General features: G+C 70.3%; 28 protein-coding genes. 17 read left to right on the forward strand and 11 right to left on the reverse strand.

Annotated features, from left to right (window positions below):
- Positions 1-83 precede the first annotated feature (83 nt).
- The 4 genes from LNW73_RS35065 (at position 84) to LNW73_RS35080 (ending at position 3,360) form a co-directional block, all read left to right on the forward strand.
- A complete protein-coding gene (locus tag LNW73_RS35065) occupies positions 84-842 on the forward strand; it encodes an SGNH/GDSL hydrolase family protein (RefSeq protein ID WP_250993232.1) in 759 nt (252 codons plus the stop codon).
- Between the two features lie 155 nt (positions 843-997).
- Positions 998-1,687, forward strand: coding sequence for a hypothetical protein (locus tag LNW73_RS35070; protein ID WP_250993233.1), 690 nt, complete (start codon positions 998-1,000; stop codon positions 1,685-1,687).
- Positions 1,688-2,057: 370 nt separating this feature from the next.
- A complete protein-coding gene (locus tag LNW73_RS35075; RefSeq protein ID WP_250993234.1) occupies positions 2,058-2,471 on the forward strand; it encodes a hypothetical protein in 414 nt (137 codons plus the stop codon).
- Between the two features lie 310 nt (positions 2,472-2,781).
- Positions 2,782-3,360 (forward strand): hypothetical protein, encoded by a 579-nt coding sequence (locus LNW73_RS35080; protein WP_250993235.1) that lies wholly within the window; start codon positions 2,782-2,784, stop codon positions 3,358-3,360.
- Positions 3,361-3,377: 17 nt separating this feature from the next.
- Here the strand turns inward: LNW73_RS35080 and LNW73_RS35085 are convergent, their stop codons facing one another.
- The 6 genes from LNW73_RS35085 to LNW73_RS35110 form a co-directional block, all read right to left on the reverse strand.
- Entirely contained in the window at positions 3,378-5,048 is a 1,671-nt protein-coding gene (locus LNW73_RS35085) for a helicase associated domain-containing protein (protein ID WP_308407824.1), read from the reverse strand.
- Positions 4,940-5,746 carry a DEAD/DEAH box helicase family protein gene (locus LNW73_RS36550; protein WP_250993236.1) on the reverse strand — a complete coding sequence of 269 codons (807 nt, stop codon included), beginning with the start codon at positions 5,744-5,746 and terminating at the stop codon, positions 4,940-4,942. The genes LNW73_RS35085 and LNW73_RS36550 overlap by 109 nt, the downstream gene beginning before the upstream one ends.
- Before the next feature lie 40 nt (positions 5,747-5,786).
- On the reverse strand, positions 5,787-6,359 hold the full coding sequence (gene tpg, locus LNW73_RS35095) for a telomere-protecting terminal protein Tpg (RefSeq protein ID WP_250993237.1): 573 nt from the start codon (positions 6,357-6,359) through the stop codon (positions 5,787-5,789).
- An 8-nt stretch (positions 6,360-6,367) separates the two neighbouring features.
- A complete protein-coding gene (tap, locus tag LNW73_RS35100) occupies positions 6,368-8,839 on the reverse strand; it encodes a telomere-associated protein Tap (RefSeq protein WP_250993238.1) in 2,472 nt (823 codons plus the stop codon).
- A 507-nt stretch (positions 8,840-9,346) separates the two neighbouring features.
- Positions 9,347-10,048, reverse strand: coding sequence for a GNAT family N-acetyltransferase (locus tag LNW73_RS35105; RefSeq protein ID WP_250993239.1), 702 nt, complete (start codon positions 10,046-10,048; stop codon positions 9,347-9,349).
- A 29-nt stretch (positions 10,049-10,077) separates the two neighbouring features.
- Positions 10,078-10,812, reverse strand: coding sequence for a hypothetical protein (locus tag LNW73_RS35110; RefSeq protein ID WP_250993240.1), 735 nt, complete (start codon positions 10,810-10,812; stop codon positions 10,078-10,080).
- A gap of 342 nt (positions 10,813-11,154) precedes the next feature.
- Here LNW73_RS35110 and LNW73_RS35115 point away from each other — a divergent pair, with 342 nt between their 5' ends.
- From LNW73_RS35115 to LNW73_RS35135, 5 genes are all read left to right on the forward strand, one after another.
- The gene (locus LNW73_RS35115) at positions 11,155-11,703 is read left to right on the forward strand and encodes a hypothetical protein (RefSeq protein WP_250993241.1); all 549 of its coding nucleotides are present in this window, start codon (positions 11,155-11,157) and stop codon (positions 11,701-11,703) included.
- A 136-nt stretch (positions 11,704-11,839) separates the two neighbouring features.
- Positions 11,840-12,496, forward strand: a complete 657-nt coding sequence (locus LNW73_RS35120) for a hypothetical protein (RefSeq protein ID WP_250993242.1) — start codon at positions 11,840-11,842, stop codon at positions 12,494-12,496.
- Positions 12,497-12,643: 147 nt separating this feature from the next.
- Positions 12,644-13,231, forward strand: a complete 588-nt coding sequence (locus LNW73_RS35125; RefSeq protein ID WP_250993243.1) for a hypothetical protein — start codon at positions 12,644-12,646, stop codon at positions 13,229-13,231.
- Positions 13,232-13,411: 180 nt separating this feature from the next.
- Positions 13,412-14,071 (forward strand): hypothetical protein, encoded by a 660-nt coding sequence (locus tag LNW73_RS35130; RefSeq protein WP_250993244.1) that lies wholly within the window; start codon positions 13,412-13,414, stop codon positions 14,069-14,071.
- Positions 14,068-15,447, forward strand: a complete 1,380-nt coding sequence (locus LNW73_RS35135; protein WP_250993245.1) for a hypothetical protein — start codon at positions 14,068-14,070, stop codon at positions 15,445-15,447. Before LNW73_RS35130 ends, LNW73_RS35135 begins: the two co-directional genes overlap by 4 nt.
- On the opposite strand, the gene LNW73_RS35140 is transcribed toward LNW73_RS35135, so the two are convergent.
- Complete coding sequence (locus tag LNW73_RS35140) at positions 15,407-16,054, reverse strand: hypothetical protein (RefSeq protein WP_250993246.1); 648 nt, start codon at positions 16,052-16,054, stop codon at positions 15,407-15,409. The two genes, LNW73_RS35135 and LNW73_RS35140, sit on opposite strands and share 41 nt — an antisense overlap.
- A 497-nt stretch (positions 16,055-16,551) precedes the next feature.
- Between LNW73_RS35140 and LNW73_RS35145 the strand changes: the two genes are divergently transcribed.
- Entirely contained in the window at positions 16,552-16,866 is a 315-nt protein-coding gene (locus LNW73_RS35145) for a hypothetical protein (RefSeq protein WP_250993247.1), read from the forward strand.
- Between the two features lie 226 nt (positions 16,867-17,092).
- Here the strand turns inward: LNW73_RS35145 and LNW73_RS35150 are convergent, their stop codons facing one another.
- From LNW73_RS35150 to LNW73_RS35160, 3 genes are all read right to left on the reverse strand, one after another.
- Positions 17,093-17,995 carry a hypothetical protein gene (locus LNW73_RS35150; RefSeq protein WP_250993248.1) on the reverse strand — a complete coding sequence of 301 codons (903 nt, stop codon included), beginning with the start codon at positions 17,993-17,995 and terminating at the stop codon, positions 17,093-17,095.
- A 218-nt stretch (positions 17,996-18,213) separates the two neighbouring features.
- Positions 18,214-19,704 (reverse strand): hypothetical protein, encoded by a 1,491-nt coding sequence (locus LNW73_RS35155; protein ID WP_250993249.1) that lies wholly within the window; start codon positions 19,702-19,704, stop codon positions 18,214-18,216.
- A gap of 49 nt (positions 19,705-19,753) precedes the next feature.
- Positions 19,754-20,278 carry a hypothetical protein gene (locus LNW73_RS35160; RefSeq protein WP_250993250.1) on the reverse strand — a complete coding sequence of 175 codons (525 nt, stop codon included), beginning with the start codon at positions 20,276-20,278 and terminating at the stop codon, positions 19,754-19,756.
- Between the two features lie 507 nt (positions 20,279-20,785).
- On the opposite strand from LNW73_RS35160, the gene LNW73_RS35165 reads away from it, so the two are divergent.
- The 7 genes from LNW73_RS35165 (at position 20,786) to LNW73_RS35195 (ending at position 24,748) form a co-directional block, all read left to right on the forward strand.
- Positions 20,786-21,001 carry a hypothetical protein gene (locus LNW73_RS35165; protein WP_250993251.1) on the forward strand — a complete coding sequence of 72 codons (216 nt, stop codon included), beginning with the start codon at positions 20,786-20,788 and terminating at the stop codon, positions 20,999-21,001.
- A gap of 68 nt (positions 21,002-21,069) precedes the next feature.
- Positions 21,070-21,492 (forward strand): hypothetical protein, encoded by a 423-nt coding sequence (locus tag LNW73_RS35170; protein ID WP_250993252.1) that lies wholly within the window; start codon positions 21,070-21,072, stop codon positions 21,490-21,492.
- Between the two features lie 71 nt (positions 21,493-21,563).
- Positions 21,564-22,022, forward strand: coding sequence for a hypothetical protein (locus tag LNW73_RS35175; RefSeq protein WP_250993253.1), 459 nt, complete (start codon positions 21,564-21,566; stop codon positions 22,020-22,022).
- A 27-nt stretch (positions 22,023-22,049) separates the two neighbouring features.
- Positions 22,050-22,262, forward strand: coding sequence for a hypothetical protein (locus LNW73_RS35180; RefSeq protein WP_250993254.1), 213 nt, complete (start codon positions 22,050-22,052; stop codon positions 22,260-22,262).
- A 106-nt stretch (positions 22,263-22,368) separates the two neighbouring features.
- Positions 22,369-23,244: a hypothetical protein gene (locus LNW73_RS35185; RefSeq protein ID WP_250993255.1), complete on the forward strand. Its 876-nt coding sequence runs from the start codon at positions 22,369-22,371 to the stop codon at positions 23,242-23,244.
- A gap of 43 nt (positions 23,245-23,287) precedes the next feature.
- Positions 23,288-23,851 (forward strand): hypothetical protein, encoded by a 564-nt coding sequence (locus tag LNW73_RS35190; RefSeq protein WP_250993256.1) that lies wholly within the window; start codon positions 23,288-23,290, stop codon positions 23,849-23,851.
- 261 nt (positions 23,852-24,112) lie between these two features.
- Positions 24,113-24,748: a hypothetical protein gene (locus LNW73_RS35195; RefSeq protein ID WP_250993257.1), complete on the forward strand. Its 636-nt coding sequence runs from the start codon at positions 24,113-24,115 to the stop codon at positions 24,746-24,748.
- Between the two features lie 87 nt (positions 24,749-24,835).
- On the opposite strand, the gene LNW73_RS35200 is transcribed toward LNW73_RS35195, so the two are convergent.
- Positions 24,836-25,531, reverse strand: a complete 696-nt coding sequence (locus LNW73_RS35200) for a hypothetical protein (protein WP_250993258.1) — start codon at positions 25,529-25,531, stop codon at positions 24,836-24,838.
- Positions 25,532-25,957: the final 426 nt, after the last annotated feature.

A 25,957-nucleotide genomic window follows, 5' to 3' on the forward strand; every position in this document is an offset into this window, starting at 1 on the left:
GCCCTTGGCACCGGTCTACGGGCTGGACGAGCTGGTGCTCGCCTTATCCCCTCGACGAGGCACGAAGCGACGGAGACGCCACCATGGACACCACCGGTTCCGCGTCCGAGGGGTCCGGCCGACGATCGCTGACCGTCGGCTGGTTCGGCACCTCGATCATGGAGCACTGGGAAGCCGTCAACACTCGGATGACCGACCAATCCAACCTCCCGCCGGTGGGCACCGGTGTCATCGTCGAGTCCTGGCGCCACCGCGGGTACCCCTACCGGCTGCAGCTCGCCCTACAGGCCGCCTGGCCCGACGTCAGCATCGTGTTCGACAACCAGGCAGCCGGCGGCGCGACCAGTCGGGACGTGCTTCGCATCGCCGCTCAGGCGGCGAACCGCCACTACGACCTCGCCGTCCTCAGCTGCGGGCTGAACGATGTGTGGAGGACGTTCCAGAACCGGACCTCCGAGGCCGTCGACATCGAAGAATTCACGGGCAACTACACGGCCGCCTTCACCCATCTCACCAGCTGCTCATCCACGGTCATCTGCCTGTCCGAGACGCCCTTCGGCCCGGTGGCCGACTCTCCGACCGTCGCCGCGATGAACCGGGAGCTGATGCGGTACAACCGCATCGCCGCCCGTGAGGCCGCCTGCGCCGGGGTGCTCGTGCTGGATGTGTGGGACGACTTCACGCGGGCAGCGCGCCTCCTGGCTGCCGGCCCTGCGGGAAGCGTGGATTCCCGACTGTGGAGCGACGGAGTGCACCTGTCCGACCTCGGCGACGCCCTGGTGCTGCGCCAACTCGAGTCGTTCCTGAGCCGGCACCGCATCGTGGAGCGCCTGGTCGAATAGCGGCTGGACCGGGCCGCCCAGCAGCGGTATCCACGGTCGTTCACCAACCAACTGTCAGTGGCGGCGGCCATCATGGTCCCGCAGAGACAACCCGGGGGGACGCAGTGGGCGAGCGAAGCGGTGAGCGGTGGAGTGCCGCCGAGTACCAGCAGATAGTGGACGAGCTGCGTGACGGCCTGGTGGTCGAGGACATCGCGTTGACGCATGCACGCACACCAGGCGCGATTCGGGCTGCGTTGGCCCGGATGCTGCCCGCCGAGGACAACGTGCGTCGCGCGGACGCCGAGGCATCGCTACGTGAACGGCTCGCCGGTTCCTACGACTGGGAAGGGGTGCTGCGTGTCCGGCTCGCAGAGTCCGGAACCAGCTACTGGAGCGTGGAGGACGACGCTGTCCTGACGGCCGCGTGGACGGACGGCGGCCGGCTGGCGGAACTGGCCGTCCGGCTTCAGGTCGGCGAGACCGCGGTGGCCAAGCGCTACCTGGAGCTGGGCGTGGCCGAGTCGTACGCCGCCGTCGTCGACCGCTTGGGCGCCGGACCCGGCGGGATCATGGAAATGCGCCACGCCCTGGCCCGGGAGGCCGACTCAGTGCGCCTGCACGTCCTGGTGGCCATCGGCCCAGACGGACGCCTGCATGTCAGTGCACACCCCACCCCGGAGGCGGCTGAGTCCGTCCGTGAGGACCTGTTCGGCGACGATGAGGACAACGGGCTGCGATGGGCGATCGCCTCCCGGACGCCTGGATCACTCGACGGGCTGACGCGCAGCAGCGAAGCGGCCTGGCACAGGCCGCGCGGCGCCCGGCACAATGAGTCGCCCACCGACTCGTCTCCGAAGGAGTAGCAGCTCACATGTCCAGTGTCACCTGGCGCGATACGAGCGACGTCCTTGCCGACCGGGTCGCACGGGCTGCCCGCGCCGAGCGGCGGCTGGAGGAGACGAGAGAACATCTATCGCAGATTCGTCCTGCCGGGCTGAACGCACTGCGTGAAACCGATGGGAAGGCTTACCAGCGCGAGCTCGATGTCCATCTGCGAAGCCGTGCATTCCGCGATGGCCAAGCGGCGATGTACGGCGCCGTCACGCTGAGCAAGGCACACGATGCGGCACTGCTGAGGGCCGCCGGTCTCGTCGTGCGCCGCCGGGCGGCCGGCGGCCAGCCCCCTCGGCGACTTCCCCGCGGGCGTGTGCTGCCTGGGGAGAGGACGCCGCAGTGGTGGAGGGACTCGGTCAACCGCTCCTACGCCGGGATCTGGCGGGCGATCCCCCGGAGGGCCCCGAAGCGCGCATCGGCCCGGCCGACAACCCTGCGGTCCAGGACGTTGCCCATCAGGCACGGCTGCTCCAGGCCAGCCTGCTCGGCCATCGGACGCGCGACTCCTTCTACGAGGCGTACGAGCCGGATGGTGATGATCTGGGAGGAGGGACATCGGTGCCGGCGATTGCGGGGCTGAATCCCGAACACAGCCGGAAGCTCAACCTGTGGCTCGGCCGCGGCGGTGGGATGCGCGTACAGCCCAGCCTGGACGAGCAATTCACAAAGGCTCAAGAGGACTACCACGCCGTCTGGAAGCGAGCCCGCGCCTACGGTGACGCGGTGCTCGCGCTGATCCGAGACTGCGCCTGAACGAGGCCGCGTTCACCTCTCCGGACACCCAAAGGGGTACCGCGCATCGCCCGGGAGGAATCCCGGTGAACCGCCAACTGCAGCGGCTTCGGCCGGGCAGCAGCGGATTCGCCCCTCGGCAACGAGCGGGACGGTAGACTCCTGCTCGCGCATCTCGCCGTGCGTACCGCGGTGCGGACCCACCTCCGACCGAGGGTGAACCGTGCTGCCGCGCGGAGGTGAGCGCAGGTCCGGTGTCGACGACCCGTACACCCCTTGGCGCTTGTCGTGGTGGGACGCCAACAGCCCGGGGATGTCCAGGGAGACCGTCATGACACAGCCGCGCAGCAAGAAGACCAACTCCAGTAACCGCCAGCAGATCGCCAAGGCTCTGCGCCGCGCCACCGGCTGCAGTTACCAGCAGGCGCTGCATCGCGTCGAGGCCGCCGCCGCTCAGGGACTCCTGCCCGCCGTCCTCGACAAGGCCGGCCGCGATGAAGCCGTCCGTCTTCTGAGCGCCCCCCAGACTCCCGATGCATCTCTCTCCTCCGTGCCCGCGAGCAGCCCGCCGCTGTGGGACGACGCCGACGGTCCGCAGATCCGGAGCCGGTGGCACGCCCTGCCGGGAGGACGCGGGAAGACTGTGAGCACGTTCGAACTCCCGCTTGCCGTAGCGGAAGCAGCGCGCGCATCAGCTGCCCGCAGCTCACGCCCGATGATCATCGACCTGGATCCGCAGCACTCTCTGCACGAGCCGTTTCCCGGCGTCGGTCTCAACCTCGGGGACTTCGAACCGGTCATCATCGACGTGCCCGCGCCGGGTTCCTACGATCCCACCCTGGGCCTGTCCACCGCCGAACAGGAGGACCTCCTGCGTCAGCTCCGCTCGCCCGGGCCAGCCGACGGCTGACGCACGGCGCCGACGGCTCACTTGCCTGCCGGGGCCAGCCCTGCGGTGGTCACCTGCTGCATCTGTTCGGGAGTGAGCCGGTCGAGGCGCTTGCGCAAGTTGTTGATGAACTGCCCGACCTTGACCTCCTCACCGTCGACGAGGACTGTGTCGCGCTGCCGGATGGGCACGTCGCCATGCTGGGCACGGAACACCGCGACGGCGGCCAGGCCGTGGTCGAGTTGCTGCTGCTGGCGCAGCTGCCGGCCGGTCGGCGCAGCCTCGGGTTCGACGACGTCGACGGCGGTGACGCCGATCTGGGTCAGGAGCTGGACCTGGTCGGGGTGGAGTTGGTCGAAGGCGATGCTCTGCTGGTAGAGCCATTCGCCGAGCGGCTCGGTGTCGTCGGTGACGAAGTCGCGGGGGACGTCGTCCAGGGTGATTCCCGCTTCGCTGTAGCGGCGGGCGGTGACGTACTCCCGCTGCCAGCCGATCGGCCAGGAGGGGTTCCACCACTCGTCCAGCGCGGCGAGCTCCAGCGTGATGGTGTCGGGTTCCAAGTCCTTTGCGGCTCGGTCGCGGGCGGTGCGCCGGCGGTTGACCAGCCAGCGGCCGAAGGCGTAGTCGCCGATCATCTCCTCGGCGTGGACGGCAAGGTGGCCGTGTTCCTGCACGTGGAGCCGGGCGTGCGTCAAGCCTCGTTCGGCGGCCTGCTTGCGAAGGTCCCAGATCATGCCGAGCTGGTTGAGTTCCTTGATCCGCTTGGGGCTCAGGCGGTGGGTGGCGTACATCTGTCGGGCGTAGTTGATCCATCGGCCGAGCGCGAACCCGGTCTCGTCGTCGAAGAGCTGGGGGACGTCGAGGTGGCCGCGGGCCGCGAAGTACCGCTCGGCGGCGGCCAGGCCGCGCTGCCAGGACGCGTCGCGGGGGTTCAGGACCCGCAGGCGCAGTGCCAGCGCGAGTTTGTCGTCGGGGAAGGCCCGGTCCATCAGCAGGCGTTCTTCCGCGGGTTCTGGCTGGTCGTCCTCGGTGTCGTATTCGGTGCGCTCGGTGTTGGTCTGCGGTACGGCCAGGCGGTCGGCGAGCCGGTCGTCGTGGGCCTTCAGTGCCTGGAGGACCTTCCACAGCGGCTTGTAGACGGGTGAGTCCAGGAGGTCGTCCGCGTCCTGGTGCGGGGCGATGAACAGGGGGACGAGGATGGTCGCCTTCTTCCCGGCGCCGGGCTGCTGCCGCAGGGCCCGGCCGATGGCCTGCACCGTGTCGACGATGCTGTCCTTGGTGTCGGCGAACACGACGCAGTCGATGGAGGGGATGTTCACCCCCTCGCCCAGGAGCCTCGCGTTGGCGATCACGGTCCGTTCCACGGGCGTGCTGCCGTCGTAGGGCCGGCCGTCGAACATGTTCAGCAGGGAGCGGCGCAGATCGCTGGACTGGGTGCCGTCGATTCCGCGGGCCCACAGCTGCTCCGGGTCCGGGAAGGCGGTTCCGGGATCGACGAGCGAGGCCAGGTGCCGGGCGGTGGCTTGGAAGGTGTCGGCGAAATCGTGGGCGTCGGCCACCCGGTGGTGGAACGTGACGACCCGACGAAGGTCGAGCTGCTTCATGGCGCGCAGCACGGCGACCTGGAGGGCTGCGGCGCGCAGTTCTGCTTCGGCGGTCCTGTCGGGCAGGCCCAGGCGGGTGCGCAGTTCGGTCTCGTGGACTTCCATGACGACGACGCGGTAGTCGGCCAGGAGCTCCATGTCGATGGCTTCGGCCAACGGGAGGCGAAACGAGGTCTCGCCGTAGAGCTGGGTGTCCGCCATGGACGCGACGAGAGCGGGGTCCTCGCCATCGCCAGCCGACCAGATCCGGGGGTGGCGGTGTAGTAGGCGCGGCGGCCGGCCGGGATGAGTTCGTCGTCGTGGACGGCCGCCCATTCCTTGCCGATGTAGCCGCTGGTGCGGTGGGCTTCGTCCACACTGATCAGCGCCCAGGGCCCGAGTTTGTAGTCCCGGTGGGCTTTGTGGATCTTGTTGAGGGACTGGTAGAGGGCGAAGACCGTGCCATTGGGGTTGTCCTGGATCCAGGCGGCCAGGTAGCCGGGGTGGGTACTGGCCGGGACGCGCTCTCCGGGCACGACGGGACGCCGATAGCACATAGCCATGACCGGGCCGGTGTGCCCAGCTTCCCGCCATTCGGCGATGGTCTGCGCGAGGAGTTCCAGCGTGGGCAGCAGCACGAGCTGGTGGCCGCGGCGCACGACCTTCTGGGCAACGCGGGCCGCGATGGCCGTCTTGCCCGTGCCACAGGCGGAGACGACGGTGGTGCGCGTGCCGTGGCGCAGCGCCGTCGTCGCGCAGTGCACGGCGCGGGCCTGGTGCGGACGCAGGCGCATACGGTGCGGCGCGGCAACGGTGGCGGTCACGGTGAGCATGCCTTTCTGCGGGAGAGGGCTGGCACGAGGGTCAGTACTGGAGGGTCAGGTAGTCCAGGTCATCGAGGGTGACGGCCAGTCCGGCGGCGCGGGTGCCGCCGTCGGTGAAGTACACCTCGGCCAGCCCGTCGGCGAGGATCTGCCCGAGGTCGTCCTCGCTCGCACCGGCCTGCCGGGCGTTGAACAGCGCCTCGGCGTACTCGGGGGGCAGCGTGCGGGTGATGCGGCGCTGGCGCGCGTCGTTGGTCGTGCCCGGAGCGGCGGTGAAGCCGAACCGAGCCCGCAGGGAGACCCGAATGCCGGCGCTGGTGGCCGCCTTCTTCGCCCGGTCAGCCCTCACTTTGGGCTGCCACAACTTGCGGGTCAGGTCCTCGATCTTCCCCGCGGTGTCCGGCTTGGGCTTCTTCACCTGGTCGTCGCGGTAGCGCTCGACGGTCCGCTGGTGGCAGCCGAGTTTCTCGCCGAGAAGCCGGGCGGCCTCGGCGGGGTTGTCGGTCTTCTCCTTCGACAGCAGGAACCGGACCCTGGCACCGATGGACTTGGGCATCGGCTTGGAGACGGCGTTGGTGAACGCCGCGTCGAGCGAGTCTTCGATCTTGCCCATGGTGCCCGTCACTCTCCGTCGTCGATGGCGGAGCCGCCGCCGATGTAGTTGGCGATGTTGATGCCCTGCTCCAGCTGCTCCAGGGCCCAGGCCATGGACTCGGATCCCTGGTGCTTGACCGAGCCGGGGCTCACGCCGAGGGCGAAGGTGCCCTTGGCCGGCTTCCCGTCGGCCGTGTGCGGAAGGATCGCGAGCGGCGAGGGCCCGGGGGAGGCGTAGACGACACAGTCGATCATGATCGCCAGCGGGTACAGGCCGGTGAGCTTGGCCATCTTCATCATCTTGCGGTGCATGTTGACCCGGGCCCGGGAGAGCACAGCGGCGCGAATGTCGGGGCGCCACAGCACCCGCTTGAGCGCCGACCAGGGCTCGCCGTCGATGTAGGAGTCGCCCTGCGGACCCTCGCGGAGCTTGCCGATGCCCGACTTCGCAGTCAGTTTGATCGCCGCGAGCAGGGCGACGGCGCCGGGATCGCCCTGCTTGTGCCGGGCCATTTCCTGGAGGAAGGCGCGCTCGTCGAGGACTTCGTCCTTCGCGGGGATGTGCACCCCGAGGTCGGACATCGTGGCCAGGTAGGCATCCCGCAGCCGCTCGTACCAAGGGGTCAGGTACAGGCCGGTGTCCGGGCGGACCCATGCCTTGAGCGGCTGGACGTGCGCCTTGAGCTCGACGGCGTAGGCGACCGTGGGCGTGGCGTACCAGGCCGGGCCGGTCGGGCGCAGTCCGCTGGGGGTGAACGGATTGGGCAGACGGGGGTCGACCTCGACGTGGGACAGGTCCACCCACCACGAGCCGGGCAGGTCCTTGTCGAACCGCGGGTTCTCGACGTACTGGGCGGGGCCGAGGCCGACGCGCACGTTGTTGGCGGCAGCCAGGAACGCGGTGATCAGGTCCAGGGCGACCACGTCGGAGAAGGCTGCTTCCTCTGGGGTGATCAGGTCGAAGGGGCGTACCCACTGGCACGCCTCTTCGTCGAGGACCTCGGAATGGGGCCGGCCGCCGGGGAACAGCTCGTGGATGAGGGGGTGTTCGTCCGGTGCCTCCGGTGGAGCGGGGTCGACCGGGGCCTGCAGTGATCCGGCGACGGGTGCGGAGTGCCAGGTGCCGGTCTCCTCGTCCTTCTCCGCCCGGGTCTTGGGGCGCACCGAGGCCATCAGCTCCAGGCTGCTGACGCCGGTGGTGCCGCGGGGGGTGATGACGCGTTCGGCGTACAGGCCGAGCCGCCGGGCGATCTCGGGGGCGGGCTGCTGCACGGTGTCGCCCCACGCCCGCTTCTCCAGTGCGTCCCAGGGCAGGACGGCGAGCTGGACGGACCGGCGTCCGCGCTCCACCCGTTGGAAGACGCGCGGCCACGGGCCGAAGCCGCGGTAGGGCAGTTCCCACCCGGCCTGGGTGATCTGCTTGACGATCTTGTGCTTGGCGTCCAGGCGCAGGCCCGACCGGTCTTCGAGGGCCGGGGGCAGGCCCAGGTACTCCGCCGCGCCGGCGGTCAGCACGATCAGCGGGTCGCCGTCGAAGCCGTGGTGGTGGAGTTTCGAGCTGCCGAGCTGGGTCTTGTCGAGGGTCCAGGCGGCCAGCGCCGGGATGGACTTGACGGGGCAGCTCATGACGCGCCCGTCCACCAGGTGCGCGACCAGGTGCCCGTCGGCGGCCTCCAGCACCGCCAGCGGGCCGTCGGAGAACGTCGCGTCGGCCAGGCGCGGACTGGCCCGGCGGAAGGTGGCCGGTGCCTGCTCGCTCGCGGGAGGCTCGGCGCGGGGCAGCGGGGCGGGGGCAGGCTCCGTCATGGCGGGGGCAGGCGCAGCGGGGGCGGCAGCGGGCAGGGCGGCAGGCACTGCGGTGATCCAGCACGGTGGCGCGACCGCGGCGGACACGGAGGTGTAGAGGTGTCGGGGTTCGCCGTCGACCAGGATGCTGGTCGGCCGTCCGCAGCGCGCGCAGCTACGCGTACTTCCGTCGGGGAGGTGCCGCACCGAGTCCGGATCGTCGTAGGGGACCAAGCCGGTGGGGGCGCTGGGGGCCGGGGCCGGTTCGGGGACCTCCATTTCCACCACGTCGTCCGGCAGAACCTCCTGAAGTGGCTGCGTGTCGGGGACGGCGGCCGTCGCAGGTGTTGCCGGCATCTGCTCGGCCCGAACCCCCTGCGCCGCGCGGCCCGGCAGCGCCCCCTGGGACGGTTGCGCCTGGGGAAGTGGTTGCGGCTCGGGGACGGCAGCCCCGACGGCGGCGAGCTGACGGCGCATGCCGTCCAGGAGCCGGGCGTACGCCTGCCCCTTCGCGCCGCGGGGGGCCGGAGCGTTCGGCTTCTCCCACGCCCAAACCGTCTCCCGCTTCACACCGATCTCATCGGCGAGCTGCTGCTTACTCCAGCCCCACGCCTCCCGCAGCCGGGTGCGCTCGGCCGGGTCGGGGATGGGCGGCACAGGGCCGAGGCTGAGCGCCTGGGCCAGCGAGTCGCCGGCCGAGCCGGGGTCCGTCATGTCACCCTCCCTTGAAATCAACGCAATACTAACGCAAAACATATGGCTGGAGTTCTTCATTCTGCAGAGCCCACATTCCGCGGGCGCCGGGCCTCGTACGGCATATCGCCTGATCACAGAGACAGTGGCGCCGCAGCGGCGCCGCGCTGCACCCATCCGATCGGGTCATCCGGACCGGTTCGTCTTCGTCGGCAGAGGCGAGTGCGCGCGCCGCGCAGAGGACGGAGCGGCTGGGTGAGGTGCGGTGTGTGCTGCGGTCATCGGCCCTGCGCCTGCTCTCGGCGAGCGTTCTCGCAGAACTCCGGGTCGCATGGCACCTGTCGCACTCGGTACTTCGCCCAGGGGATGCGGTGGTCGCACAGGATGCGCTTCGTGTCGCTGTGTTGGCAGCGCTCGGCGATGTGAAGGTGGCGCACGGCGCTCTCCTCAAACAGGGCTCGGTGGTTGCCAGATGCCGCCCCGGCCCGGCCGCCCGCCTGGACGGACGGCGGGGCCGGGGCGGCGGGATCAGTAGCGCAGCCGTTGCCGGGTGCGGTCGAACTTCGCCCGCGGCGGCAGGGTCGCGCCGGGAAGCAGGCCGGTGATGATCCGGCTGGGGGCGCCGGGGACGTCGGCGAGGCGGACCGGTGTGCGCAGCGGCTTGGAGGACATGCGGGTGTCGTCGGTAGTCACGCCGATCAGCCGGCGGTCCGGTAGATGCACCAGGAGTTGGTCGTCGACGGTGTAGCCCAGTCCCCGGTAGAACTCGTCGTGGTTGGGGTCGTGGTTGAGCGTCACCAGGCCGTATCCCGCCCGTGTGAACCGCTCTTCGGCGTGGCGGATCAGGGTCCGGCCGATGCCCGCCCGGCGGTGCTCGGGGTGGACGGCGACGGCATGGATCATGCCGAGCCGAGCGAGCAGGCGGTCGGCCAGGGCTCGGGTGTCGATCCCCGCGTGTTCGAAGAGCCACCGGGGCGGCCCGCCGAGCAGGGCTCCCACGACGTTGCCGTTTTCGTCCTCGGCCAGGAGGCACAGGTCCCGGTGGTGGGAGAGCGGGAGTTCGGCCGGTGAGGCCAGGACGGCACGGGCCATGCCGAAGGGGTCGGGATGGTGCGGGTTTGCGAGGTCGATGACCGCCATGAACGCGGGGGTGTCCGCGCGGCGCGCCTCGCGCACGGTGAACGGCGGCCGGTCGGGCGCTGGCCGGATGGGATCGCTGGGATGAGGCATGGCGTGGACTCCGGTCGGCTGGCGGGTGGTCAGTGGCGAGTGGCGAGGTTCAGGCGGCGGACCACGCTCATCAGCGAGGGGTCGCTGGTCGCCGTGCCGATCGGGTCGCGGGTGGTGCGCAGCTGCGGGTCGTAGCCGTACGCCTTGGCCTTCGCGCCGAACGTGCGGGCCAGGAGGACGGCGGCCTTCAACAGCTCCTGTTCGTTGGGGAGGTTGTCCCAGCCCGGTTCTGCGTGGAGCGCGACCCAGCGGCGCCGGTCGGCGTACGGGTACTGGCCCCGGTTCATCCGGCGCGGAGTGAAGCCCCAGCGCTTGTCGAACGCGTCCCAGTAGTCGTGAACGGCGGCCGAGGGGTGTCCGGCGTACGGCTCTCGGTGGATGACTGCGTCCGGCTCGTCGAGCAGCCAGGTGATGCGGTGGGGTTTGTCCCAGAGGGCGCCGCTGTCCATGAAGGTGCAGTCGCTTGGGGCGGTGGCCGTCCATACCTCCGGTTCCGTCCACGGACCGCCGTCGGCTGCGGGGCGTTCCTTGGGGCCGACCCCGGCCACGACGGCGGTGGAGGTGCCGTCCGCGTTGTCCCTGAGCCAGGCGTACTGGCCTGCGGTGGCCTCGAAGTCCGGGCCGGGGCTCCAGTGCGGGGCATCGGGAAAGGCGTCCTCGGGGAAGGACAGAACGACGGTGACCCGACCTCGGGTGTCGTAGCGGCGCGGGTTCCACGACTGGTTGATGGCGCGCTCGATATTGCGGCGCAGCGTGCGCTTCACGTCGTCAGCTCCTCGACGGGGATGAACAGGGAGAGGTGTTCGGGACGGCCCGCTGGCCGGTGAACGGCGCGGGTCTGGATATCAGGGGGCGGGGGTGCGGCGTCTGTTGTTGGCGCTTCCCCGCCTTCCAACATCACCAGGTTAACCAAACTCATGGACTTATGCAACTCGCTCTATCGTCCGGCATCCTTGACTCACCATGAGTCGAACTCATAGATTTAAGTAGCGCTAGGCGGATGTGCCCCGCCTCAGCTCCGTGATCCGCGGATAGACCGCCTGCCGGAGCCACCGCGCCCGCACCGATGACCAGCCGATCCACCCACCACCGCTGAGGACACCCGCATGCCGCTGCCCCTCACCTGGGACCAACACCAGTCCCTCATCGCCCACCCGGACTGGACCGACCAGTCCGGAGCGGTGCGCCACCGCTGGGAAGTCCGAGACCAGGGCCGGATTTTCACGGTCGACGGTTCCCACGCACACCCCGACTACCCGATGTACAGCCTCTACGAGACCACCGACGGCGCACCGGCGACCCCGGCGACCCGCTTGTCCCAGTTCCACTCACTGCTCCGGGCGCGCATGTTCATCGCGAAGCTCGCCCACCCCGGCTACGCAAGGGACTGGACGACTTGGGAGACTGCCCTGATCATCGGCGAGGGAATCGACCTCGCCACCGCGCCGGTCGCCGAATACGGCTCGTGGAGCTTCACGTTCGACTTCGCCCTTGACCCGGAGCGTGAAGGCTTCGAGTACGAGGCCACCGGACCGCTGCTGAAAGCGGCCTTCTCCGCTGCGGGCTCCTTCTTCGAGGACAACGAGGTCACCGACCCCGATGCCTGCGAGGAGGGAATCCTCAGCATCGTCTTGGCCTCCTACGCCCGCCGATGACCCTCGCCGGCCGCTGCACCGCAGGGCCGGCCGACCTCGCCGATCCCGGCCGCCCCGGCCAGCCATCGGCCGACCGGCGACGCCCTGATCGCCCGCCGTCACCCAACCCTTCACCGAACCAGACCCGGAGCGAGACATGTCCCGTGCCCCCGTCACCCACTCCTCTACACCCGACATCGTCGAACTCGTCGGCATCAGCGCCCACTTCACCCCGCTGGAAGTCGAGGGCCTGGTGCGCACCGCTGTGGACGCCCTGTTCGGCGACTGGGCCGACCTCTCCGAGCGGCAGCATGAACTGGTCGAACGCGCCCACACTCTGATGCAGCAGGAGGGCGAGGACGACAGTCCCGAAGAAGCCAACGACGCCGACGTCCCGTCGACGGGCACCGCCTACGCCCGGGTGCGCGCCGCGCGGGAGCGGCTGAACGAAGACGCGGCTGCCGCTGCGGCCGAGTTCACCGCGCTGCTGCGCCGGCTGTTCCCCAACGCCGCCCACATCGTGCTGAACTTCCGCTCCGGCGACTCCATCGCGCTGGAGCGAGCCATCACCGCCGAAGGGACGACGGTGCGTACCTTCGACGACCTCAGCGCCCGACTCCCGGCCCTGCCCGACGACCTCATCCACGCATGGTGGCCGCACGACTTGACCCGCGAGATCACGCTCGACCACATCGCCGAAGAGCTGAGAGAGGCCGGCGTCGTCTTCGACTCGCTTCCCGAAGAGGTCCGCGACCTGGACCAGGACGACCGCTACGCATACCTCCCCTCCATCGACCTGGAAGAGGAGCGGTGAGGGCCGCCCCGCACCCGTGGAAGCGCCAGGCCGAGGGCCGCCGCGAGGTGGGCCCGGATGATGCCGCCGCACCACGTGCGCCGACCCGGCGCGCGAACCCCGGCGAAGGTATGGCGGCGGTCTTGTCCGAGCGGGGACAATGACGCCATGCGCCCCGACCTCCCCGATCTGCTGCGCGGTGTCGCCGCTCTGCTGGACAGAGCCGGTCCGCTGGAGCCCCTGCAGCTCACGCTCTGCGGCCGTGACGCCCAGGTCACCTTCGCCGAGAGCGTCACGATGGCCGACCAGCGCAGCAGCGTGGACCGCCTCGCCGCCGCGACCGGCGCCGCACCGGTCCTCTCGGCCCTCGGCGCCGACGCCTACACGTACACCCTGACCGTCGATCTGCCCGGAGAGTTACTGCTCGTCGCGGGCACCCATCCGACGTTCAACAACCGCACCCCGGCCGCCCGGACCACCTCCACGGCCGCCACTGCGGCACTTCTGCGCGGTCTCCTGCCGTGGGCCGAGGACCTGTCCACCCTGCCGGTGGCGCTGACCGGGCTGGAGGTCCGCGACGACTCCCGCCGCGTGCACGTCCAGTTGCTCGTCGACAGCGACGGCGACCCGAAGGCCGCCCTCGCGATGGCGTCCACCGGCGTGCGTGCGTTGCGTACCAGCCCCGGCATTCCCTTCGGGATCGACGGCCGCGGGCGTCTGCCCTCGGGCCACCACGTACTGATCAGCGTGATGTAGTCGCCCGTTCGGAGGCGCACGCCGCCGCGCGGCTCACGCGCAGCGTCGGTGGGTGGGCACGTCGTGGCTAGCTTGCACCGTCACGCGCGCCGGGACACGTCACCCATAAGTGAGCATGAAGGTGGACACTCTGCGGGCGTGTGTGTACCTTCATGCTCACTTTCAGGAAGTGAGGTGGTCATGGCCCTGCCCTTCGACCAAGTCCTGCCCGTCGCCGCGATTCCCGAGCTGGAGGAGGCCGGGCTCTGGCGCGACCTGCGCGGCCGGCCGATGACGCAGGAGTGGGAGGGCGTGACCTACGAGGTGCGCAACCACATCGCCGGCCCGATCACCGTGACCCGCTCGGCCGAACCGACCGCGATCCTCTACCCCCTGTCCCTGGAGGCCGAGTACGCCTACAACCGGGGCCCCGCCGAAGCCGTCTTCAGCGCCGCCGGGACCAAGGCCGGCTGGGACGACAACAACAGGGCGGCCGTCGCCTCCGGCCAGAACGGCACACGGTGGGCGGCGGCCTGGTTCAACAACGGCGTGCCGGGATTCGCCGAACACGACACCTGGGACGACGCCCTCCGCACGATGGCCCAGCAGCTGGACTCGATGGCCGACGGCCACGTGATCACCGGTGACAACATCACCGCGCGGATCGCCAGCGCACACCTGCGGCGCAGCGCCAACCAGGTCCGGGACCTGCTCCTGACCGCAGAGCTTGGCGACGCGGTCCGTGTCGCCAAGGCGTGGATGCAGGAGGAGCGCATGGTCTCCCAGATCGCGTCCGGCCTGGCCGTGAACCGCCGCTTCGTGTACCGGGTCTTTGAGGGAACCGAGTGGCGGCGTCCGTGAATGGCCGGAGCGCTCCTGCCGCTGACGCGAAGGGTCACGCCGCGCTCGACCGGTTCCTCTACGGCATGCCGTACGGCGACTTGGCCGCGCACGGACGCAAGCTGCCGCTGAACACGGCCTGGCGCCGGCTCATCCATCGCAGCGGCGCGGTCCAGGCGGTACGGCAGGCGTGCGGAGGATGGGCGCCTGCCCGCGACGCCCCGGAGTCGGAGCAGACGGTCACCGCGCTCGTTCCCGGCAGCGGGCCGAACCTCGACCGTGTCGTGGACGTCGTCGCCGTGGTCGGCCGCACCTTTGCCGACGCCCGTGCCCGCGACGAGGCGTTCGCGGGCTACGACAGCCGGTGGGACCAGGGGCAGGGCGTGATGCGGGACCTGGTGGCCTCCGACGTCGGAGGGGTGCGCTGCCGTCTGGCCCCGCCCAGTACGCTGCTGGCCCATCAAGGTCTGTCCGTGCCGGCCCACCTGCAGGACAGCCGGCTGCAACGCGTCTCGGCCGGCCTCGCCGCCTACACCTCCGTTCCGCACTTCGTCCCCGGCGTGCTGGCCGAGGACGCGGCGACCACCGCGCCCTTGGACGCCGAGACCCGGGCTGAGCTGACCGTGCCGGCCGACTCGGTGTTCGTGTTGCACGACGGCGTCCCCTTCGACGCTGTGGCCGACGACGCCGACCTGGTCGAGGCCGTCGGCGCGGGGCGGCCGCTGGGCGACGCACCGGTGGTGATAGGAGGAATCCTGACCGGCCTGGCGGACGGCCGTCTGGATAGCAGCCTGGGCTGGCTGCTCACTGCGGCCTGCGACCGGCGCACCGGAACGCCGTCCTTCGCCCTGGTGCCCGTGCCGTTCGGCGCCCACCCGGCCGGACGCGCGCTGTACGGGTACGCGGCACTGCTCGCCTTCGAAAACTGGAGCCCGCCACCCGACCTGCCGCGCCGCGACGAGGCCAGCAGCCGCGGCCGGGACCGCACCATCAAGAAACTCGCACGGACCTGGCAGGCACGCGACGGAGGTTTCCACCAGGTCCACACCCTCGACTACACCCCACCGCCGGACGTCCCCGCCCCGCGCCCCGTCCACCGGGAGCCCGGTGCCGAGCGCACCACCGGCACCTGGCGGCGCGCCCACGTCCGGCCGCGCGTTCGCTACGGGATCCGTGACACGAGCGGACGCAAGATCGGCCCGGTCTATAAGGACGCGGCAGTGCTCGGGGAGACCTACGAGTACCGGCGCCGGTGGTTGCCGCGGACCCGGATCCGGCCCGACCTTCCGCTGTCCGCCTCCGAAGCCATCTACGTGCTCGACCCCGCGGCGCTCGAGGCCGCAGGGCCGGGGCCGGCTACGGCCGGCGGTCACGCAGCTGGGAGAGCTGGGCGTTGACGGCGGTGGTGATGTCCACGCCGAAGGGCTCAAGGACAGTCCTGTTGAAGGCGAACTTGTAGTTGCTCGCGCCGCCGCGGCCGACGTCGACGGCGGTGTACCGGGTGGCGTCGGCCCGGTTGAGGACGCGGGCGACTTCAGCCAGCCCCGAGTCGTCGATGAGCACCAGGACGACGATGTCCGCGTCGAACGTCACCGGCCGCGACGGGCCGCCGCGCGCGCCCGCGTCGAACAGGTAGTCCGGCAGCTCGTGTCCGCGGCGGTGACGGAAGACGACGGCCACTGTGAAGCGGGCCATCCCAGGGGGCAGCTGGAGGCGCGGGAACGCGGCAGCGGCCTGGACCGGGTCCAGCAGCATCCGGGTGCCGATACGCGGCAGGCCCATCAGCGTGCGGACGGCGACCATGCCGACAGGGCGCAGCCGGCGCCCGCGCGGGTCGGGCAGGCGCAACAAGTCCCTGAGCAGCGGGTAGTAGTGCATGGCCCACGCCACGTGGTTGCGCAGGCCGCTGGTCGGCTGGAATTCGCGGCAGTCCTGGAGGAGCTGCTGATGGGTGAGCCCGGCCTGGTGGGCGACGGAGTTCAGGAGTCTGGTGTCGGACGGCATGACGGCCTCTCGCCCCCGCACAGGGTGAGCATCCCGGCCTCTGCTCGCCCGCACGAGGGGCGTCAAGGTCACAACGGTGATCGACACCGAGACGCACGTGGAACCCGTTTCTGCCCGCCGCCCGGCCGGGGCACCGGCAGCTGTTGGCACGGTCACTCGGAGGTGGCCGACGGGGATCACCCGCACCTCCACGGTATCGCGCGGGGCCACAGGCCGCCCGGCCGTGGCCGCGGGCGGCCTGCTCGGCGGTGACCGTTCTCACTGAACGCAGTCGCTCGGTCAAGAAAGGCAGCCGTGAAACCCGAGGGCCGTGCGATCAGCGATCGACCTCGGGTTACGCTGGAATCCCTTCTGGCCCGCAACCGCGGGCGTAGGCGGCACCTGCCGTCACCTGTGGCCTCGCCCGCACCTGCGGGTAATACGGCTCTTCGCCGCTGGCCTCGCCCCCATATTTGTCTGGGCTGGCTCGTGCTGCCCCACGCCAGAGGACCCCGATCATGCGCACCATCATCTCCAGCTGGGACCCCACCGGCGTCGACGCGGAGTACGCCAAGGCTGTCGACGAACTGCTCGACAACAGTGCACGCGTTATCTACGAACACTCGGCACTCGGTCGCGACGGCCACCCAGCGAACAAGATCCAGCTTGCGGAATACGACGTACCCGACTCCTCCCGTGAGGATCGGTGGGCCGTGATCTACACCGATGACTCCTCACGAGAAGTCGAGGAGAGCAGCACCTTCGATGAGGCCGATGCCTACTACGACAAGCTGGTGAGTGAACTCGGTCAGAGCGACGTCGAACACGACTGACTTTTACGAGACCGAGCGACTGAGTTCGGTGCCGGGGGTGTGCCGGCTTCTCGTCGGGCTTCCGATCGAGTTTCGCCGGTGGTGTGGTGTCCCGAGTTTCGTCGGCGCACCCCCGTAGCAGCCTGGTCGACGTCCTGACGCGGCGCGCGGTCCCCCGGTGACGGCGACGGCCCGCGGACCGGCGTTCACCGGGTCGCGGGCCGTGGTGGTGCGCGGCGCAGACTGCTCACGCGTCACGCGCACTGAGGATCAGCGCCCGTTCGCGGACCAGGTCGCTGTGCACGGCGGAGCCGGCGTTCACCGGCAGGACTTCCATGGCCTGAGCGATGGCAGCCAGGGCCTCGTCGAACCGGCGCAGCCCGCGCAGCGCCGCGGCCTTGCGGAAGAGCGCGATGGCGTCGGTGTCCGCGTCCGCGAAGGCCGGCCGGTCCAGGAGGGCGAGGATCAGGTGGGGCTGGTCAGGGAGGTCGTGGCCGAGCCACAGGCCGTGCAGGAGCGTGTGTGCGATCTTGGGGTGGTTCTGGGACTCCTCCAGGAGCGGGTCGATCAGATCGGTGGCGGCCGGGTCGGACTGGCCGAGCAATGCGAAGGCGTGCAGGGAGCGGCTGAAGGGGTCCAGATCCGCCACGTGGCCGCGGCGGGCGAACAGGACGCGCAGCGCCCCGCAGCGGAAGTCGTAGCGCAGGCCGAGTCCGTACAGGTGGAGTCGGGTACGGGCGGTGATCGTCGGGGCGCAGCTCAGGGCCTGGTCGGCCGTCAGATGCGTCAGGGTGCTGCTGCCGGTCTGACGGCCGCTCCAGGCCAGGTCGGCGCAGAACTGGGCGGACTCCTGCCAGGAGGACTGCGTCAGTTCCATCCATGCCTCCGCCCTCTCGGTCCACGGCTGGTCGAGGTGGTCCTCGACGTCGACCCGGGCGATCTCCAGCACCGCGTCCCTCGTGGAGGGGGTGAAAGCCGCCCGGCGCAGTACGGGCCGGATGTTGGGCGAGGCCAGCAGCCTCCTGGCCGCCGCCCTGCGGGCGAACGCGTCGCCCGCGGGGAGCTGGGCGTAGGCGAGCAGTGCCGCGGAGGCGTCGTCGAGCCAGGTGCGGTCGGCGGGAGCGGGTTCGAGCACGCGGGTGTCGATCACGGAAGATCCTTCGTCCAGTGGGTGAGGGGGCCGTACATCCACTAGAGGTGCCGGAACTGCCGGGTGTGTGACCGCTCCGCGGGCGCGCGTCGGCTCCCGGCAGAGAGCAGAGCTGGCCGGCGGCCGGGCGTACAGGAGGCCGGCGCGGGGAACAGTGCGGCCCCGGTGCGACGGCGGGGGCCGGTCGCGCCGGGGCGCGGGGGTGTGGCGGGTCGGCGCTACACGACCGGGGCGACGGGCTTGACTCCTCCTCGGCGGCCCATGCGGTGAGCGGTCCGGTAGACGTCCGGCATGTCGAGTTGACCGCCGCTGCGGCGGTTCATCACCCCGGCACTGATCAGCTCCTCCACCAAGTGCGGGTAGCTGCCCGGGTTGCGCGGGCCGGTCCGGACACGGCCGGTGCCGTTCTGGGCCTCCCGGGCGGACTCCTGGAGCCGGTGGGCCAGCCCCGCCTGCTCCCACAGGGCGAGGACGTCCTCCTCCTCGATGGGCACCTGCTGTCCCGCCAAGGGTTCCAGGGCCAGCCGGACCCACGGCAGCGCCCGGTGGAGTTCCTCAGCCCGCGCGCCGCACCCCACGCCGTGGCGGAGGTCGTCGTGATGTAGCGGGCGATCGTGGTCGGGGTGATTCCACGCGGTCCGCAAGAGTGCGCTGGCCAGGGCGGAGAGGAACGGGCGCGGGGTGACGGTCCCGCGAGCATCTTGGAGGTAGCAGGACAGATAGTTGTAGGTGAAGCCCTTGCGGGCGTTGGAGCCCATGAAGAGGCCCGCAAGGGTGGCGAAGACCTGCTCCTGCGTCTTTACGTCGTGGCACAGCTCGATGGGTGCGAGGTAGCGGCCGTCCTCGGCCTGTTCCCAGGTCGGCCAGGACGCGCGGAAGGCGGCGGCCTCGGCGCTGTCGTGATTGCCGAGCAGGTGGAAGAACAGCCCGTACAAGCTGGTCCTCTCCATGCGGCCGAGGTAGTCGGAGCGGCTCCAGGACAAGTCGGCGGTACGGCCGGTGAGGGTGGGCCGCTGGGATCGGGGGACGCCGGTGAGGGCGCCGTCCAGCATGTCGGGACGAATGAAGATCTTCGCGCGGAGGCGGGTGGTTTGCCGGGACAGGGCGACGGCGAGCGCGAGCATGCCCGAGGCGAGGTGTTCGGCGCGGGCCCGTTCGGGGTGGAGTTCGTCCAAGGCGTCGAACAGTACGAGCCGGACGGTGTCGGTGGTCCGTGCCACGCCTTCCATCTCGGCCAGGGACCGCTCCATGGCCCCGGGGTTGCGGATCAGCCAGTCGACGCGTTCGGTCCAGGTGGTCAGCGTGCTGAGGTCCGGGACGCCCAGGGCGGTCAGGGCTACGGCGCTCCACAGGGCGGTCGGCTGAACCCCCTGGTCGGTCAGGGCACGCAACTCCCTAGCAGTCGGCTGGCCGGAGCCAGGCTGAGCGTCGTAGCCGACGACCGGCTCGGTCCGCATCAGTCTCGGCATGCGGTACTCCCGCGCTGCTACCGCACGCAGCTGCGGATCGGTCAGCGCCCGGGCCCAGAAGGTCTTTCCCTCTCCTACGTTGCCGCGTACGACGGCGGTGTCGCAGTAGAGGGCCGAGCGGTGAACGCCCGGGGTGTACATCAGCGGAGCCGGGAGGGTAAGGGCGTCGGTGGCGAGCGCGGCCGAGAGCGCGTCGTGCAGCAGTGTCCGGAGTTCTACGATCGGGAGAGTGAGGGACATCGGGGCCTTTCAAGGTGGGTTCCATGGGTCGGTCTTCGTTCCGTTCCGGTCACCACCAGTGCCGGAACAGGAAGTCGCCGCGTGGGATATCGCCGCGACGGATGAGATCGGCCAGGACCAGTTTCAGCGACGGAGAGAAAGCGCGATCGGCGAAGAATCGGTCCTCGAACACGGCGTTCTCAAGGTCTTGCGTTTCAGGCGGGTTCGCCTCGACAGTGGCTGGCGTGTTCTCGTCAGCGACGCGGATGCTCAGCCAGTAGTCCAGCTCAGTCATGCCGGTCTTGACGACGCTCTCGCGGGTACGGGAGTCCCAGCCCAGATACAGCTCGGTGTCGTCGAGGCCTCCGAGCGCCTCCAGGTAGTCCTCGTCGGAGGTGAGTTCGTACAGCTTCTCGCTGTCATTGCGGATGTGCTCGTCGTCCCGCTGACATCCGCGCAGCGAGCTGTACGGCTTGCTGTAGACGCGCTCGGCAATGGCTCCGATCGGGATGTAGCCGTTCTCGGCGGTCGCATAATCAGCGTGTGGCTCCAGCACGTAGATGCTGTAGGGCGTGTACTCGGGTACATCGGGCATGACGGATCTACCTCATGGGTGGTGAGTGCGTGATTGCCAGGAGGAGCGCGTGCAACTCGGGAGCTGCTCCTCCCCAAACATAAGCGAACTCATAGAGTTAAGCAATATGCGCGATGTCCCGGCTCCGCCCTTGCTCTCGACGACCGCCCTGCGCGCCGGGAAGCGACGTCGGCGGCCAGCGCCGGGCCGGACACTGCGACCGCAGCGCCCGCGCGCGCCCGCCGCGACCGACCGAGCGCAGCGCCACTGGCCAAACGGGAGATAGGCCGCACAACGTGCCGCCGGCTGGGCCCAGCGGTGCGTCGCGCGACTTGGCGGCGGCACCGTTGGGGTGCGGCACGACGTGGTCGCCGACGGGGCCGCGAATCAACGCATGGGGGCGAGGTGCGGTGAATTTAGGATATTGCTTAACTCCATGACTATGTGTAGGGTTATGAATGTCGGACCGGGCAGTCAGCCTCTGGTCCGCACCTGTTCCCCACCATCCCCAGAACCTGGAGCGCCCGCATGCCCGCCGCCGACCAGTACGCCAGTGACCACGTTGTGATCGAGAAGGACATGGAGCACGCGGTCTCGCTCGACTTCGCCGAGTACGTCGCCTACCTCGCTCAGTACGGCTCCCAGCTGCACGACCTGGCCGCCCGGCACCCCGCCCCCGAAGCCGCGCTGATCCACCTTCGGGACTACGCGGACAAGACCCTGGAGCGCCTGGCCGACCGGTAGGACCGCAGCACCCCCGGCCGCGTCAGTGGCCGTCCCGACGCGCGAAACCGAGAACGAGGAGTCAAGCCGTGGAGACGGTCATCCCTGACGCGGTCACCGCCATGGACGACGCGCGCGCCGCCCTCAAGGAGAGCGCCCGCGAGGCGGTCGGCTCGATCGCGGCCGTCCTCGCCTGTCTCTACGACGAGGCGACGTACGTCACCGTCCATGTGCGCGGCGGCTTCGCCAGCATCGGGGACGTGTACCTGGCCGACGGCAGCCGGCATGGGGGTCCGGTCCGCCGTGGCCGCCCGCGCTTCCCACCACACCTGGTCGGCAACTGGCCCCTCGCCCGACTTCCCAAGCGCGTCACCCGGCCGCACCTCGGCCTCCACGCCGACGACGGCGATCGGACACTGAACAACCTCCTCACCGACGCCTGGCGAGGCGGAGCCCGGTTCCGCGACGGCTACGTCGGCCGGCACTTCGCCACCCACCTCAAACTCCGCTGACCCCCAGCAGCCGCGCCGCGACCACCCGTCCCCCGCCACCCCGCGAGGGCAAGACCCACCGGAGATTCCCCGTGCACCGTCTTCGCCCGCCCGACCGCCCGGCCTCTGCCCGGTGGCGGCGCTGGACTGCCCGCTATGGCTTCCCCAGCGCCGCCGTCGCTCTGGCCAGCGCCTGGCTCTACCAGCCCCGCACCACCACTCAGGGGGCCATAGCAACCGCGCTCGCCCTGGCGGCAGTCGCCACATTCGTCGCCACCATGCCGGCCGGACGCAGCCGCCGTTCGAGCACCGCCGAACACACCATCCGGGACGCCGTCGTCACGGTGGTCGACGCGGACCCGGACCCCGCCGGCGCAGCGCCCAGCGACACCTACGAACTGCGCGTCTTCGGCGTCAGTGTCCTGGTGAGAGTGCGCGCGGACTGGGAGGGCCAGCCGTCCGTCCCCTATGTGCACATCGAGCACCAGGCCGACCGGCCTCGCCTCCTCCTGGTCGAGGTCGACAACGACGGCGAGTCCGAACACCGCTAGTCCGCCCCTCCGGCCGAAGGAGCCACCGTGGAAGCCGAGTTCACCCCAGGTGACCGCATCACCGTCATCGTCTGCACCGACGAGCACGACCCGGTGCCCGCCGGGACCACCGGCACCGTGACCCGCTGGAACCCTCACCCGCAGGTCCGCCAGCTCACCATCGACTGGGACGCCCCGCACCACCACCGCCGCCTGATGCTCACCCTCACCGACGGCGGCGACCGCATCGAACTGATCTGACCCGCCGCCGGGCGAGCGTGGCGCTCCCGCTTCGCCCGGCAGTCGCAGCACCGCCGCTTCCCCCTTCCTTCCGGCCCCGAGCCGATCAGCAGAGAGCTGCTTCGCCATGCCCACGAGCACCCCCGCACCCAGCGCCGCGCCCGCCCTCAATCTCCGCGCCGCGATCGACATCGACATCGAGTACATCGTCCAAACCCGCACCAGCGAGACCTGGTCCCGGCCCGTCGACGCCGAGCACGGACAACTGCCCGGCCTGGACGTCTGGCACGCCGTCCGCCGCGCCCGCCGCTCCTACGCAGCGCAGGCCCTCATCGGGGAGCACGGCATCCTCACCCTGACGACCGCGACCGCAGCCATGCGGTTCATCCCGGCCGACGCGTACGCCGACTACTTCTGCTCGGCACAGGACTGCGAGGAATCCACCGAGGACGGCGAAGGCTGGCAGGGCCTGTGCGGCAACTGCGCCGACCGCGCCTACGCCAAGGAGCTCGACGAGGACACCAGCGAGTCCATCAGCCCGGCCGTACCGGCCTCCCCCACGCCCCGGTCCCTCCCGGCCACCCCGGACACGACCGCCCCTGCGTACAGCTCGGCCGATCTGCGCACCGCCGCCGCGACCGTCTACGGAATGCTGCTCGACGCCCTCGACCCGCAGTCCGGAGTAGGCGAAGGCATCGGCGACCACACCATCCCCAGCACCGAGGGCACCACCGCCAGTCGCACCTGGCAATCCCTCGGCGACGACGAGGCCAGCCAGATCTACGACGTGATGCGGCAACTTCTCGGCGCAGCCCCGGATTTGTCCCGGTGGGCCGTCGACATGGCCGCGGAGCAGCTGCTGCCCGAGCCCGAGCCCCTGACGCGTTGGCAGGACGATGCCGCCGCCGTCCGTGTCCACCTCGCCTTCGCCAGCCATGTCACCGCAGAACAGCGTGCCTCCATCCAGTCCGCACTGCGCCTGGTCCTTCGCGCCGACCTATGACCGCCGTCACGCGCCCACCCGTCACCCAACCCCGGAGGATCCGATGAGCACACCCCCCAATGCCCTGCCCGACCAGTGGACGATCTACCTCCACCCGGTGGCCAACTTGACCATCCTCACCCTCCTCGACAGCGAAGGGGCACAGCGCCAGATCGGCTTCCACCCCCTCACTCCGCCCGGCACGGCAGACCGCACCGTCTCCGCGCTGGAGGAGATCCCCGAGGACGCTCTCCGCGCCAGCGCCCAGAAGCTGATCGACACCTTCTACCAGCGCACCGCGCAGGCCCAGGCGAACGCCGACGCCTTCGGCGCGGCGGTCCCCGACCAGCAGGACCTCTTCGCCCGGCTGCGCTCCACCGTCCCCGACGGCCCGATCGACATCGACCTCGACATCGACGACGAGACCCTGACCATCATCCTCAAGCTCACCGCCGCAGGGCCGGCCGCCGGGGCCCTGCTCTCCCTGATCGCCCGCTGGCCCGGCTCCACGACCACGCCCCCGGCCGGGGGCGTCAACCAGGACCTGGACGACGACGGCGCGCTGACCGTGCTCCTCGACCAGGCCCGCGCCGAGCGCTTTCTCGCCTGGTTCCGCAACCAGCCGTGAGCAACCGACCCACTCCGTCGAGCCCGGCCAGGGACCGACCCCTGACCCGGCAGAGCGCACCCCGATGCCGCACGGAACAGCAGATCAACCCTCCAAATGAATTGCTTAACTCTATGAGTTAAGTGTAGATTGAGATCACGATGAGGCCGTGATCAACCGGCCCTCCCCAGTGCGGAAGTCGGGCCCCTACCTATCGCGTAAGAGCCCGGCCCACGCCTGCCGCACCCGCCCGCTGTCTCGGGCCGACGGAAGAGAGCCATCATGCAGATCTGGGAGAAGCGCACCGTCCTCATGCCGCACAAGCCGCTGGGCCTGTGCGAGGACAAGCTGGCCGACGCCATGGCCACCGCGCTGTACGCCATCGAGGCGCGGGAGGGAGAACGGCGAGGATGGGATCGGCCCGCCCGCCTGTTCACCGTGCACCTGGCAGATCACTCTTCGCGCTCGATCGAACTGCGCGTGATCCCCGCTCGGGCATGGAACAGCCGGGACATCAACCCCGCCGACGCACTCACCAGCGTCGCCAGGAACCTGCCGCAAGTCCCCGCCGACCTTCACCGCCGCGAGTACGCCGACTCCCCCGTGGCTGGCGCAGCGCTCATGTTCGAGGGCTGGGGACGCCCCGGCGACCGCGAGGCCACTGAGTACGAGCGGCGTGCGGGCGAGATGGGCATGAGGGTCAACCACCTCGCGCCGGACCGCATCGAATCACGCTGCGTCTACGGCGTCGACATCAACCAGCAGCAGATCCACGTCTTCCGCACCCGAGGGGAGAAGGCCCGCGTGTACTCCAGCGCCGTGCCCGGCTCGGACCGCCCGGCCTCGGGATCGGGACGCATCCCGGACGCCCTCAACCGGATCGTCCACGCGCTCCGCGAAGGCCGCTCCCTCTTCTGAACACACACGCGAACCGCCCTCGGGCCGGACAACCATGGTTGTCCGGCCCGAGGGCGGTTCGCGTCGAGGACGCCGACGCCGAGCTTCTCAGCGTGCCGCCCCGTCCAGCCCCTTGAGGACAGCAGCCAACCGGCCACGCGGCTCCGGCGCGGCGCGGACCAGCACATGGGCCAGATCCAGACCGGCCGTGAAGGCACCGTCGTATCTCCGCGAACGCGTCCAGCACGAGACGGCGTTGTCCATCGCCGTCCTAGTGTCGGACGCCGGCGCTCCCAGCAGATACCGCGCCCCGGCCGCCCAGGTGTACAGCCTGGCTGCGCCGACCCAGTCTCGGGCACGAAGAGCGAAGTGGCCCTGCAGCTCGACGGCCAGGACGGTGTGCGGATGCCGGTCTCCGAGTTCGTTGCGGACCTGGGCAGCCAACCGCTCCGCAGCCACCCGGGCACCCCGCCACTGGGCCGCCCGGTCAGCGGCACGCACCAGCGCCAGCAGTTCATGACGATCAGGCATCCCGTCCATCCACTGCGGATCGACCGGGTCGGTCGGCCGCTTCAGCGGGTGGCGGTCGACGATCACCGCGGTGCCATCGGGGGCAACAGCATGGGCCTCCACCAGCCCATCGGGCTGCGCCACGCTGACCCGCACCGGCATGCGGAGACGCGCCGCGTTGCGCTTCACTGCATCCCACGTGTCGTCGAGCCCACCCCGGGGGCTGTCCAACGGCAGACCGGCGACATCAACCGCGCCGCTCGGCAGCACCAGGACCGTGACATGCGGATCCATTGGGCAAGTATCCGCAGGGGGAAAGTACGCGGTCATCGGGAGATCACTCCTTGCGAGCGAGAGGTGGGCTATCCCGAATAGAGGTGCCAGAACCCGTCGTGGTGTGACCTCGCGCTGCGTGATTTGACTGATGGGAGCCCGCTTCGCCCCTGGGCGGGCAGGGGCTGGCGGTGTCGTCATCCCAATTGAACCCACCGGTCGACGAGGGAGAACCGCTGGATGGGCGGACAAGGGCCCGAGAGTACGTGCACCCGCCGACGGCGAGATCACAGCGTCTCGGCCAGGTCATCACCCCGCGGCCGGCGGCGGGACTGCACCCATCGCCTCGTCTCTCCGGACGTCCTCCTTGCGGACTGGGCCGTTCTTCGGCACCCTGACCGGGACATGGAGCAGCCCCGACCGCCGCGTACGGGGGTAACGCGGAAG

Origin of the sequence: Streptomyces sp. RKAG337, assembly GCF_023701715.1 — a bacterium.
Taxonomy (GTDB): domain Bacteria; phylum Actinomycetota; class Actinomycetes; order Streptomycetales; family Streptomycetaceae; genus Actinacidiphila.

What these genes read in the sequence shown, in the direction of transcription:
- LNW73_RS35065 (WP_250993232.1), top strand. Translation starts at nt 84, where the DNA reads ATGGACACCACCGGTTCCGCGTCCGAGGGGTCCGGCCGACGATCGCTG.
- LNW73_RS35080 (WP_250993235.1), top strand. Translation starts at nt 2,782, where the DNA reads ATGACACAGCCGCGCAGCAAGAAGACCAACTCCAGTAACCGCCAGCAG.
- LNW73_RS35085 (WP_308407824.1), bottom strand. Translation starts at nt 5,048, where the DNA reads ATGGAAGTCCACGAGACCGAACTGCGCACCCGCCTGGGCCTGCCCGAC.
- tpg (WP_250993237.1), bottom strand. Translation starts at nt 6,359, where the DNA reads ATGGGCAAGATCGAAGACTCGCTCGACGCGGCGTTCACCAACGCCGTC.
- tap (WP_250993238.1), bottom strand. Translation starts at nt 8,839, where the DNA reads ATGACGGACCCCGGCTCGGCCGGCGACTCGCTGGCCCAGGCGCTCAGC.
- LNW73_RS35105 (WP_250993239.1), bottom strand. Translation starts at nt 10,048, where the DNA reads ATGCCTCATCCCAGCGATCCCATCCGGCCAGCGCCCGACCGGCCGCCG.
- LNW73_RS35115 (WP_250993241.1), top strand. Translation starts at nt 11,155, where the DNA reads ATGCCGCTGCCCCTCACCTGGGACCAACACCAGTCCCTCATCGCCCAC.
- LNW73_RS35120 (WP_250993242.1), top strand. Translation starts at nt 11,840, where the DNA reads ATGTCCCGTGCCCCCGTCACCCACTCCTCTACACCCGACATCGTCGAA.
- LNW73_RS35125 (WP_250993243.1), top strand. Translation starts at nt 12,644, where the DNA reads ATGCGCCCCGACCTCCCCGATCTGCTGCGCGGTGTCGCCGCTCTGCTG.
- LNW73_RS35130 (WP_250993244.1), top strand. Translation starts at nt 13,412, where the DNA reads ATGGCCCTGCCCTTCGACCAAGTCCTGCCCGTCGCCGCGATTCCCGAG.
- LNW73_RS35140 (WP_250993246.1), bottom strand. Translation starts at nt 16,054, where the DNA reads ATGCCGTCCGACACCAGACTCCTGAACTCCGTCGCCCACCAGGCCGGG.
- LNW73_RS35145 (WP_250993247.1), top strand. Translation starts at nt 16,552, where the DNA reads ATGCGCACCATCATCTCCAGCTGGGACCCCACCGGCGTCGACGCGGAG.
- LNW73_RS35155 (WP_250993249.1), bottom strand. Translation starts at nt 19,704, where the DNA reads ATGTCCCTCACTCTCCCGATCGTAGAACTCCGGACACTGCTGCACGAC.
- LNW73_RS35160 (WP_250993250.1), bottom strand. Translation starts at nt 20,278, where the DNA reads ATGCCCGATGTACCCGAGTACACGCCCTACAGCATCTACGTGCTGGAG.
- LNW73_RS35165 (WP_250993251.1), top strand. Translation starts at nt 20,786, where the DNA reads ATGCCCGCCGCCGACCAGTACGCCAGTGACCACGTTGTGATCGAGAAG.
- LNW73_RS35185 (WP_250993255.1), top strand. Translation starts at nt 22,369, where the DNA reads ATGCCCACGAGCACCCCCGCACCCAGCGCCGCGCCCGCCCTCAATCTC.
- LNW73_RS35190 (WP_250993256.1), top strand. Translation starts at nt 23,288, where the DNA reads ATGAGCACACCCCCCAATGCCCTGCCCGACCAGTGGACGATCTACCTC.
- LNW73_RS35195 (WP_250993257.1), top strand. Translation starts at nt 24,113, where the DNA reads ATGCAGATCTGGGAGAAGCGCACCGTCCTCATGCCGCACAAGCCGCTG.
- LNW73_RS35200 (WP_250993258.1), bottom strand. Translation starts at nt 25,531, where the DNA reads ATGGATCCGCATGTCACGGTCCTGGTGCTGCCGAGCGGCGCGGTTGAT.